Genomic DNA, 11,481 nt, shown 5'->3' on the forward strand with positions numbered 1-11,481 from the left:
ACAAATAAAAAGGCCTGCACGATGGCAGGCCTCTTTGACAATCCGCGTGATTAGAGAGTGATCACACCGATAAAGGTCACCACGGTCAGAATGGCCGCAAGACCGTAGAACACCCACTTACCAGACGGCACGTGAATTTTCAGGTCATGCATGGCATGGTGGATACGGTGTAGCCCGCACCACAACGGCAGCACAATCATCAGGAAGATGAACAGGCGGCCAATCAGGCTTTGCGAAAATGCCAGCACACGCTCATAACCTAACGCATCGCCCGGGAACAGACCCAGCGGCAGCATAATGCCCACCAGCAATACGATGACAGGTGCGATGATCGCGCCCCACATGCCGCCTGCGCCAAACAGACCCCAGAATACCGGCTCGTCGGAGCGTTTTGGATTTGGATTAATCATGACGTCCCCTTACCAGAACAGTGCAACAAACAGAATGACGACAGTGGCGACAGCGGTCACCGCCCACAATCCTTTAATCACCGGTTCTGGTCCCATTTTCTCATCTTTAATGATGATATTGGCGGCCTTCGGTGCCAGTTCAAACCACGTTTTGGTATGCAGTAAAGCAGCCGCTAAGGTGATCAGATTGAGGATGACGACAATCGGGTTTTGCAGAAAACTGACAAATCCTGCCCAGCTTTCTGGGCCGCTTTTCAGCGAAAACAGACCGCATAACAGTAGAATGCTGAACCAGACGGTCGGCACAGCGGTTCCTTCGCGAATCATATAAAAACGGTAGAAACCCAACTTTTGCCACCAGGTCGGAGTCATCGTCCGTACATATGGCTTACGTTTGGTAGTCATTTTGCACTCCTTAGCGTGGTTTCAGGGTGGCAATCAAAAAGTCTTTCGAACTTTCGACTTTACCCTGCTGGATGGCAGCAGCCGGATCGACGTGTTTTGGGCAAACTTCGGAGCAGTAGCCCACGAAAGTACAGCTCCAGACGCCATTCTGGCCGTTTAGCTGCGCCATACGCTCTTTCTTGCCATGGTCGCGGTTATCCAGGTTGTAACGATGCGCAAGCGTAATTGCCGCTGGGCCAATGAACTCAGGATTCAAACCAAACTGCGGGCAAGCCGAGTAGCACAGGCCACAGTTGATGCAGCCAGAGAACTGATGGTATTTCGCCATCTGTGCAGGCGTCTGAGTGTTTGGCCCCTGATCTGGCGTGCGCGGGTTGCCGATGATGTAAGGCTTAATCGCTTCCAGGCTTTCGATAAAGTGGGTCATGTCGACCACTAAATCACGCTCGATAGGGAAGTTCGCCAGCGCTTCAACCTTCATGCCCTGCGTGTATTCGCGCAGGAAGGTTTTACAGGCCAGTTTTGGCACACGGTTGACCATCATGCCGCACGAGCCGCAGATAGCCATACGGCATGACCAGCGGTAAGTCAGATCGGGTGCCAAATTGTCTTTGATGTAACCCAATGCATCAAGCAGTGAGGTTTGTTCATCATAAGGCACTTCGTAGATGGCACTGTGCGGTTTGCTGTCCGTTTCCGGGTTGTAGCGCACCACTTCAATCTTCAGAGTCTTCATCAGATCAGCCATTCGACGTCTCCTTCTTCTTGTCAGCCGCTTCGGATTCCGCACCGTAGACGCGTTTAGCCGGTGGCAAAGTCGTGATTTTTACATCAGTGTATTCCAGACGCGTGGTTCCATTCTCGTCACGGAAAGCGAGAGTATGCTTGAGGAAGTTCACGTCATCACGCTCGGTACAACCTTCGTCTAAGCGCTGGTGAGCTCCACGAGACTCTTTACGCGCCATCGCCGAGTGCGCCATACATTCCGCAACGTTCAGGCCGTGGCCCAACTCGATGGTGTAGAGCAAATCGGTATTAAACACGCTGGAGGTGTCGGTGATGCGCACGCGTTTGAAGCGTTCTTGCAACTCAGACAGCTTATCAATGGTTTTCTGCATCAGTTCTGGCGTGCGATAAATACCGCAGCCTTCTTCCATCGACAGACCCATCTCGTCGCGGATTTTCGACCAGTTTTCACTGCCTTCCTGATTAACCAACTTCTTCAGACGCGTTTCGACGTCAGCGGCTTGCGCATTCAACGCAGCATCATTGGCAGGTTGCGCTTCGTTCGCGCGCTTCATGGCATTTTCACCAGCCAAACGGCCAAACACCACCAACTCAGCAAGGGAGTTAGAACCCAGACGGTTTGCCCCGTGTAAACCAACAGATGAGCATTCGCCGACGGCAAACAGCCCTTTGATGCGGCTTTCGCATTGGCTATCCGTTTCGATACCACCCATGGTGTAGTGCGCGGTAGGGCGAACTGGAATCGGCTCTTTTACCGGGTCTACGCCGACATAAGCTTTCGACAGCTCGCAGATAAATGGCAGGCGCTCGAGAAGTTTCTTCTCACCCAAATGACGCAGGTCGAGATAAACCACATCACCGCGTGGTGTTGGAACGGTGCGGCCAGCGCGCCATTCATGCCAGAAGGCTTGAGAAACTTTGTCGCGTGGACCGAGTTCCATGTATTTGTTACGCGGTTCGCCCAACGGAGTCTCAGGCCCCATACCGTAATCTTGCAGGTAGCGATAGCCATCTTTGTTGACCAAAATACCGCCTTCACCACGGCAGCCTTCCGTCATCAGAATACCGGAACCTGGCAGGCCAGTTGGGTGATATTGCACGAATTCCATATCGCGTAGCGGTACACCGTGGCTTAACGCCATGCCCATACCATCGCCGGTTACGATACCGCCGTTGGTGTTGTAGCGGTAAACACGACCCGCACCGCCGGTTGCCATTACCACGGCATTCGCGCGGATCTGCACCAGCGTACCTTCCATCATATTCATGGCGACCAGGCCACGTGCAGCACCGTCATCAACCAGAATATCGAGCACGAAATGTTCGTCAAAACGCTGGATTTGCGGGAACTGTAATGAAGTCTGGAACAAGGTGTGAAGCATATGGAAGCCGGTTTTATCTGCGGCAAACCAGGTACGCTCAATCTTCATCCCCCCAAAGCGACGAACGTTGACTGAACCGTCCGGACGACGACTCCACGGGCAACCCCATTGCTCAAGCTGTGTCATTTCGGTTGGGCAGTTATGGACGAAGTAGTCGACCACATCCTGCTCGCATAACCAATCACCACCCGATACGGTGTCATTAAAATGGTATTCGAAACTGTCGTGATCCTGCGTTACAGCGGCAGAGCCCCCTTCAGCGGCAACAGTGTGGCTGCGCATTGGGTAGACTTTAGAGATCAGAGCAATTTTGGCTTGTGGATTGGCTTGTGCCGCCGCGATGGCTGCTCGTAAGCCCGCTCCGCCAGCGCCTATTATGGCGAGATCGGCTTGAAAGGTTTGCACGACATTCCTCCAGATTTTAGTTATTTCGCTTTGCTAATTTAACCAAAGATAGTCCACCGATACGGCGCTAGCTATAGCGAAAGGGTTATCCCTGCTCCTTCGTAAGTAGTGAATTATAGCCGCAGGCATTCTATGGAAATTTGATGTGTTCGATTTTTTTGATGTTCAATGCAGCAATTAATTAATTTTGATGATGAGTTCCGTCACGAAATTCAAATTTTTATTGGCGAGTCGGCGCGGCGGACGGTGAAAATTTCCTGCGCAAAATTTGTCTCCCTAATGCGTTACGAGTAGACTTCTTCGCCTTGTTTGAATACGGAGACTCTACCATGAGCGAAACGGCCACCTGGCAGCCGAGCGCATCCATCCCCAATCTGTTGAAACGCGCCGCAATCATGGCGGTAATTCGGCGCTTTTTTGCCGATCGCGGTGTACTGGAGGTGGAAACACCCTGCATGAGCCAGGCTACGGTAACGGATATCAATCTGTTCCCGTTTGAAACCCGTTTTGTTGGCCCAGGCCACGCTCAGGGCGTCAATTTGTACCTGATGACCAGTCCGGAATATCACATGAAACGCCTGTTGGCGGCGGGCATTGGCCCGGTATTCCAGCTGTGCCGCAGTTTCCGTAACGAAGAAATGGGTCGCCACCATAATCCAGAATTCACCATGCTGGAGTGGTATCGCCCGCACTACGATATGTATCGACTGATGAATGAAGTTGATGATTTGCTGCAACAGGTTCTGGAAACTGATGCCGCTGAATCTCTCTCTTATCAGCAAGCTTTTCAGCGTCACCTGGACATTGACCCGCTTTCCGCGGACAAAAACCAGCTGCGTGAAGTGGCAGCAAAGCTTGATTTAAGCAACATTGCCGACCAGGAAGAAGATCGCGATATCTTGCTGCAACTGCTTTTCAGCATGGGTGTAGAACCGCACATTGGTAAAGACAAACCCACGTTTGTCTACCACTTCCCGGCAAGCCAGGCCGCACTTGCGGAGATCAGCACCGAAGACCACCGCGTAGCCGAGCGCTTTGAGGTTTACTTCCGAGGTATTGAGCTGGCGAATGGTTTCCACGAATTAACGGATGCGCGTGAACAGCAGCAGCGTTTCGAGCAGGATAACCGTAAACGTGCTGCTCGCGGTTTGCCGCAACAGCCAATCGATTTGAATTTGCTGGAAGCGCTGAAAGCGGGATTACCGGATTGTTCAGGTGTTGCGCTAGGTGTCGATCGTTTGATTATGTTGGCGTTGAAGGCTGAAAGCCTGGCTGACGTGTTGGCGTTCCCGGTAGACCGCGCTTAATTAAAAGGCGGGCGCGGATTAAACGCCGCCCGCCTTTTTTATTACAATCCCCCCGGCATTCTGCCCGCTTTACCCGACGATGACAGCGTCTTACTGCTACGTTGCCCACCCAAACTATCCAGACGCATCTGGAATGGTGGGAATGGCAGTTCGATACCGTGTTCGCGGAATCCTTGCAGAATCAACTGATGAATCTCGTGGCGCAGTGGCATACGGTGGTTCATCTCTGCGGCGTAAATACGCAGTTCAAAGATTTGGATACCGGCCTGTAAATCCACGAGGAATGCTTCTGGCGCGGGGTTATCAATCACCAGCGAACAGCGCTTAGCCGCCAGCAACAACACTTTCGTTACTTCCTCGCTGTTAGCATCAGAGGGTGCCGGAACCGTTAACACCACACGTGTGACGGAGTCTGATAGCGACCAGTTGATGAACTGCTCGGTGATAAACGCCTTGTTGGGCACGATTATCTCTTTACGGTCCCAGTCGCTGATGGTCGTTGCTCGCGTATTAATTTTGGTGACGCTGCCAGTGAGATCACGGATTGTCACCGTATCGCCAATACGAATCGGCTTTTCAAACAGGATTATCAGGCCAGAAATAAAGTTGGCGAAAATCTCCTGCAAACCAAAACCTAACCCCACACCTAGTGCGGCGACGAGCCATTGCAACTTCGACCACTCAATGCCAATCATTGAGAAACCGACCAACGTACCGATGAGTAACAGCAGATATTTGGTCACGGTTGTTATGGCGTAACCCGTGCCCGGTGCCAAATCCAGATGCTGTAGCAACGCAAGTTCGAGTAGTGCGGGCAGGTTACGCACCAGTTGCATGGTGATAATCAACACCAGAATCGCAATCAGTACGGCACCGAGCGTAATCGGCTCAAGGCTTTCTACACCTTGTACGGTTGAGGTCACATCCCACAATGTGATGTTCTCAAGGAAGCCAAAGGCGGAGTGTATTTCTGACCACAACACAATGACCGATAACAGCGCAATCAGCATCAGAATCGAACGCACCAGACGCAAGGACTGTACGCTAATAGTATCCAGATCTATTTCTGGCTCTTCGATGGCTTCAGCCGAGCCTTCAGTGCTGTGGGCATGTGCGGGTTCTTCTTCGCCACGGGCACGCTGAGCAAGGATTTCTGCACGGCGATGTTTGGCGCGGTCAAATGCCAGGCGGCGGCGCTGGATGAGCATCCAACGGCGGAAGATATGGTAAACGACCAGCAGCAGGAACCAGATGGCGACCGACGTTTCAAGCCTTGCGAGCAACGCTTGCGCTGTGGCCAGGTAACCGACAGCCGCTGCCAGAATGGCAAGTAACGGGGCCGCCAGTAGCAAGTTCCACAACATCGTATTCGCAATGTTTTCGCTATTACCTTGTTTATCCAGATACAGCGGGATCCCGGCACGTTTCAGACTTAACGTGACGACCGCCATCGCGCCGCAAATCAAAATAAAGCACAACCGTCCAAGCGAGTCGGAGAACTCTCTGTCGCTGAGATTATCAAACATGATCACTGACATAATCAGTGGCACGATCAGACAGATGCTCATCATGTAGTAACGCATGGCGCGTGCCACACGCTGCTTCGGCCAGCCAAAATGCACAATGAACAAGCCATTCGGGCGGGCGAATGTCGCACAAATCATCACCGCCCACAGCAGAGGAACTGTCGCTGTCACGCCATCACCAATCGCCACGGCAAGAGGATACGGCCAGGCAGCTTGCAGCCCGTACCCCAGCGTTGCCCAAAGCACTGGCAAAGGCAGCGCCACCAGAATCGACCAGAACACAGTACGCAACGTTAAGCTGAAATGATCCTGTGTGACCTTACCGACCCTGGCACTAGAGCGTGCAAGGAAGGCGGTGAAATGGCGGCGTGAGCTGATACTCAAGCCCACCAATATCAATGCGCCGAACAGCGGCAGCAGCGTTTCCTTGCTGGTCAGCATCATGATGGTGGCGCTGCCGAGCTGGCTGAATGTATCCATCGACACCAGTCGGCGCAAATCCTGCACAATCTCAACGGGCCAGGTGATACCAATCGGGCTGACGTCTGAAGTCCAAAACAGGTAACGGTGGGTGGCCTCGTTGACCTCTTTTAACGCATCTTCAAGCTGGCTGTTTGCCACTTTCAGTTTGGTCAGTTCGAGAATGAGGTTATCACCGCCTTGCAACAGGGAACTAAGCAGTTCGCGCTGGGTACGCAGTTGCGCTTCCAGGATACGATTTTGTTCGCCGGTCAGCTCCTGGCCATTAGCCTGACGAAGCTGGCGTAATTGTTGCTGTTTGTTTAGCAGGTCTTCGTAATGCAGACGCTGACCACGTAATTGGCCGAGTTCGGTGTCCAATTGCTGGGGTTTTGGCATTTCAGGCAAACGAGCGACCTGCGCACGTAATGCCTCGCCCAGAATATTCGAAACGCCAAGCCATTGTGACTGCTCGCGGAGCGTGTTGAGTGCCTGGCGGACTTGTAAGGTCTGGCTGGATGCCTGGCGTTGCTGAGACGCCACTAAATCCATACGTTGAGCCTGCTGGTTCAACGCCTGGGATAATTCACGGTTATTTTTAAACTGAACGACAATATCTGATGGCAGGTTTGCGCTGCTTTCTGCCAGCAACTCAGTACTTTCCAGGGCTTTTTCGGCTTCACGCTGGCGTTGGTTGTTAAGTTGGTTACGCAATGCCTGAAGCCAGGCATCCAACTGCGTACTCTGTTTTTGGGCCAACTCAGCCCGCAGGCGAGCGAGCTCCTGGCGGTTACTGGCCGACAATTGTGCCAATTCCAGTTCATCGACTAACGCTTTCAGGCGTGAAGACTCAGCCTGCAAAGAGATGTTTTGCGCCTGTATTAGCGGTGTGCTGGTAGACGGCAGGGTTCCTATCCGACGTTCAACGTCGTTTAACTGGCGGCGAGCATCGGTTTGCTGTTGCGGGAGTTGGCTGAGTGAATCCGTGATTTCGCGAGTGCGTTCCTGCTCTTGCTGCGCAAGGCGGCTTTTATCCAGCAACTGGCTGCTAACTTGCAGGATTTCCTGATTTAACGCATCGGTCGACATGCCTTCTGGCACTTTTTGCGGTTCATCGCTCAGGTTATTGATCTGCCGACGTAAGGTGTCAGACAGCTTAGGGAAATTATCTATAACTTGCTGATATTGAGTGGCTCGTTCCAGGGAAACTTTGCGTTCATCAAGCGCATTGAGAGCTGCCTGAAGCGCTTCTACCGTTTCAGCACTACCAGGTTTATCCTTTGCCGACTTGGCTAGTTCAAGATCCTGGGAAATTTGTTTGGCGTCGGGGGCCGTTGCGGCAAAGGCGCCAAAGCTGAGGCACCAGGCCATCAGTAAAGTGATTATCAGGCGCACGTCAGTCCCTTTGGTTTACCCTTCGTCCTTCAAGCTGTCACTGTATTGGCTGCCTTCGTTCACCCCAGTCACTTATTTATATAAGCTCCTGGGGACTCATTCAGTTGCCGCCTTGCTACAGCTCGAATGACTTTGGGTTGGGTAATATACCCGTCATACTTCAAGTTGTGGGTGCGTTGGCCACGTTTGCTCGCCCGAATGACTTACTACAGTAAGTTCATCGGGACTCACTCTCTTGCCGTCTTCCCACAACTCGAATTATTTTGGGCCATAGAGTTATTCGATGTCTGGCTTGTTCTCTACCGCTTCAGTCGCGACGACTACTTCTGGGATTTCACTCACTGGCACTTCTGGTTCGCTCATCAGCTCTGTAGAAATAGCCAATGGCTCACCAATTTTGGTTGCAGACAGGCTTTCCAGCTGTTCGACCAGATTTAATTTACCTGGTGCGAACAAGTTAATAACTGTCGAACCCAGTTTGAAACGACCCATTTCCTGGCCCTTTAACAGCGCCACAGAACCGTCGCTTTCACCCGCAGGCCAAGTCCAACGTTTGATAACGCCTTCACGCGGAGGGGTTATCGTGCCAGCCCAAACGGTTTCGATGCTGCCAACAATGGTGGCACCCACCAAAATTTGTGCCATCGGGCCAAATTCGGTATCGAACAGGCAGATAACGCGTTCGTTACGGGCAAACAGGTTCGGGACGTTTTGCGCTGTTAAATGGTTCACGGAGAACAGGTCGCCCGGCACGTAAATCATTTCGCGCAAAATACCGTTACACGGCATGTGAACGCGGTGGTAATCACGCGGTGACAGATAAGTGGTAACGAAGCTGCCGTTACGGAACAAATCTGCCATTAGGTAATTCCCCGCAAGCAGGGCTTCAAGGCTGTAGTTGTGGCCTTTTGCCTGCAAGATTTTGTCTTCTTCGATTGGCCCTAACTGGCTGATAACGCCGTCTGCTGGCATCACCAGCACATTCGGATCGGTGTTCACCGGGCGAACATCGTCACGCAGTGGGCGTACGAAGAATTCGTTGAAGGTGCGATAGCTGGCAGTGTCCGGCTTCTGTGCTTCCTTCATGTCGACTTTGTAGTATTTGACGAACAGATCGATAACCAGTTTGGTTAACCAGCCAGCTCGTTTGCTTGCACCCCAGCCTGCCAGGCGTGTCAGCCAAAGTTTAGGCAGGATGTACTGGAGTGAAAGTTTAAAATTGTCTAACAAGATAGCCTCCTGGCTAAGTACACATGTAAGCGGGCATACACAAAAAGGAGCGCGATTTTAGCGATGCCCAGCTTAATTGTCAGCGGTCAGTATCGGAAAAGGTTTTACGCGATTTTACCTCGGACATACTTTCCAGTATCCGATGGTAGTTTTCAAAACGCGTTTGGGCGATTTCCCCACGCTCAACGGCCTCGCGCAGCGCGCAGCCTGGATCGTTGGTGTGGCTGCAGTCACGGTATTTGCAACGACCTAAATAGTCGTGGAATTCAGTGAACCCATGAGTGACTTGATCCGGCTCTAAGTGCCACAAACCAAATTCGCGCACGCCTGGGGAGTCGATAACATCGCCGCCGCCAGGGAAGTGGTACAGACGTGAAGCGGTCGTGGTGTGCTGGCCCAAACCGGAGTTGTCTGAGACATCATTGACCAGAATCTGGACTTCTTTGAAACCGAGCAGGTTATTGAGCAGGCTGGATTTCCCCACGCCCGATTGCCCGGCAAAGATACTGACACGCCCGATAAGCGCTTCCTCAAGTTCTTTCAGACCTTCGACTTTGTGGCTGGAGACCATCAGCACGCGATAACCAATGCCGCGGTAGATATCCATTTGTTCGTTGACGAACTTCAGACCTTCTTCGTCGAGCAGGTCAGTTTTGTTCAGTACCAACAGCGGCTCGACATCAAGCGTTTCGCATGCAACCAAATAACGGTCAATAATATTTAGTGACAGCTCAGGCAAAATAGCGGAAACCACGATGATTTGATCGATGTTGGCGGCAATCGGTTTTACGCCGTCATAGAAATCAGGGCGTGTCAGGACGGTAGTGCGTTCGTGCACCGCATCAACAATGCCTTTAATCGTGACACCGACCGCAGCCTCTTTGGCTGGACGCCAGACCACGTTGTCACCTGTGACCAGCGAACGGATGGTACGGCGAATGTTGCAGCGATGGATGTCGCCGCCAGGGGATTCTACATCGGCATGTTGGCCAAAACGGCTGATCACGCGGCCATCGCGTGGTTCACCAAACTGAGAGTCGTCAGGATCGGCTTTCTCCACAGTTTGTTTCAGCCGACGCTGGTGGTTTGCTGATACCCGGCGCTGCTGTCCTTTGGAGAGTTTATTTTTGCTCAATCTTACTGGCTCCTGGTCGCCCGTGATGGGCAAAACCTCTATGATACACACTATTTTATACGAATTAACCCATCGACAGAGGTGGGCTACGCACAAGAAGGGTGGAAAATAGCATGAGTGGAAATGAAAACAATCTGATTTGGATTGATTTAGAAATGACCGGCCTGGACCCCGAGCGGGATCGCATAATTGAAATTGCCACTCTGGTTACCGATGCCAATTTAAATATCCTTGCTGAAGGGCCAACGATTGCTGTCCATCAATCGGACGAACAGTTGGCTCTGATGGATGACTGGAATGTGCGTACCCATACTGGCAGTGGTCTGGTTGAGCGTGTTAAGGCCAGTACTCAGGATGACCGTGCCGCTGAACTGGCAACGCTTGAGTTCCTCAAGCTTTGGGTTCCTGCGAATAGCTCGCCTATTTGCGGTAATAGTATCGGCCAGGATCGCCGATTCCTGTTTAAGTACATGCCGGAACTGGAAGAGTACTTCCACTACCGTTATCTGGATGTCAGCACCCTGAAAGAGTTGGCGCGTCGTTGGAAACCTGAAATTTTGGCTGATTTCAAAAAGCAGGGTACTCATCAGGCAATGGACGATATTCGCGAGTCAGTCGCTGAGTTAGCGTTCTACCGTGAGAACTTTATTAAGCTTTGACAGGCGTTCTGGAGGAGTTAAACTCCTCCTTCGTTGAAAAAACACCCACTTTGTCGTTTAAATCGCCACTCGAACTAATTTTGTGAAAAAAATCTTTTGAGGGGGTTGCGGCAAAAACGTTTTCTCGTATAATGCGCCTCCCGTACCGATGCAGAATTTGCAGCGTTACACAGAGCGGGAATAGCTCAGTTGGTAGAGCACGACCTTGCCAAGGTCGGGGTCGCGAGTTCGAGTCTCGTTTCCCGCTCCAAAATTTGATTAGGCTTTTAGCCATGCAGTACCACCAATTTCGATGGGTTTCGAGTTGCGGCAAGGCAGTTAACGCAGCAGCGGCTTGAAAGACAAAGAATATGCGGGAATAGCTCAGTTGGTAGAGCACGACCTTGCCAAGGTCGGGGTCGCGAGTTCGAGTCTCGTTTCC

At 52.0% G+C, this 11,481-nt stretch carries 9 protein-coding genes and 1 tRNA gene; 3 read left to right on the forward strand and 7 right to left on the reverse strand.

What is annotated here, in order from left to right:
* Positions 1-50: 50 nt before the first annotated feature.
* The 4 genes from frdD to frdA are packed head-to-tail and all read right to left on the reverse strand — an operon-like array spanning position 51 to position 3,349.
* Positions 51-410 (reverse strand): fumarate reductase subunit FrdD, encoded by a 360-nt coding sequence (frdD, locus tag VJY99_RS02450; protein ID WP_064540797.1) that lies wholly within the window; start codon positions 408-410, stop codon positions 51-53.
* A 9-nt stretch (positions 411-419) separates the two neighbouring features.
* Positions 420-815, reverse strand: a complete 396-nt coding sequence (gene frdC / locus VJY99_RS02455; protein WP_324116009.1) for a fumarate reductase subunit FrdC — start codon at positions 813-815, stop codon at positions 420-422.
* Between the two features lie 10 nt (positions 816-825).
* The gene (locus VJY99_RS02460) at positions 826-1,563 is read right to left on the reverse strand and encodes a succinate dehydrogenase/fumarate reductase iron-sulfur subunit (protein ID WP_324116011.1); all 738 of its coding nucleotides are present in this window, start codon (positions 1,561-1,563) and stop codon (positions 826-828) included.
* Positions 1,556-3,349, reverse strand: coding sequence for a fumarate reductase (quinol) flavoprotein subunit (gene frdA / locus VJY99_RS02465; RefSeq protein ID WP_324116013.1), 1,794 nt, complete (start codon positions 3,347-3,349; stop codon positions 1,556-1,558). Before frdA ends, VJY99_RS02460 begins: the two co-directional genes overlap by 8 nt.
* Before the next feature lie 329 nt (positions 3,350-3,678).
* Here frdA and epmA point away from each other — a divergent pair, with 329 nt between their 5' ends.
* Entirely contained in the window at positions 3,679-4,656 is a 978-nt protein-coding gene (gene epmA, locus VJY99_RS02470) for an elongation factor P--(R)-beta-lysine ligase (protein ID WP_324116015.1), read from the forward strand.
* Between the two features lie 41 nt (positions 4,657-4,697).
* On the opposite strand, the gene mscM is transcribed toward epmA, so the two are convergent.
* From mscM to rsgA, 3 genes are all read right to left on the reverse strand, one after another.
* Positions 4,698-8,036: a miniconductance mechanosensitive channel MscM gene (gene mscM, locus VJY99_RS02475; RefSeq protein WP_324116017.1), complete on the reverse strand. Its 3,339-nt coding sequence runs from the start codon at positions 8,034-8,036 to the stop codon at positions 4,698-4,700.
* A gap of 276 nt (positions 8,037-8,312) precedes the next feature.
* Positions 8,313-9,266, reverse strand: a complete 954-nt coding sequence (asd, locus tag VJY99_RS02480; RefSeq protein ID WP_324116018.1) for an archaetidylserine decarboxylase — start codon at positions 9,264-9,266, stop codon at positions 8,313-8,315.
* A 79-nt stretch (positions 9,267-9,345) separates the two neighbouring features.
* Positions 9,346-10,401, reverse strand: a complete 1,056-nt coding sequence (gene rsgA, locus VJY99_RS02485; RefSeq protein ID WP_324116019.1) for a small ribosomal subunit biogenesis GTPase RsgA — start codon at positions 10,399-10,401, stop codon at positions 9,346-9,348.
* A gap of 113 nt (positions 10,402-10,514) precedes the next feature.
* On the opposite strand from rsgA, the gene orn reads away from it, so the two are divergent.
* Together orn and VJY99_RS02495 are read left to right on the forward strand one after the other, a co-directional pair.
* A complete protein-coding gene (orn, locus tag VJY99_RS02490) occupies positions 10,515-11,060 on the forward strand; it encodes an oligoribonuclease (RefSeq protein ID WP_324116021.1) in 546 nt (181 codons plus the stop codon).
* A 174-nt stretch (positions 11,061-11,234) separates the two neighbouring features.
* A tRNA-Gly gene (locus tag VJY99_RS02495) sits at positions 11,235-11,310 on the forward strand.
* Positions 11,311-11,481 lie beyond the last annotated feature (171 nt).

Source organism: Buttiauxella sp. (assembly GCF_035271705.1).
In the GTDB taxonomy this organism is placed as follows: Bacteria; Pseudomonadota; Gammaproteobacteria; order Enterobacterales; family Enterobacteriaceae; genus Buttiauxella.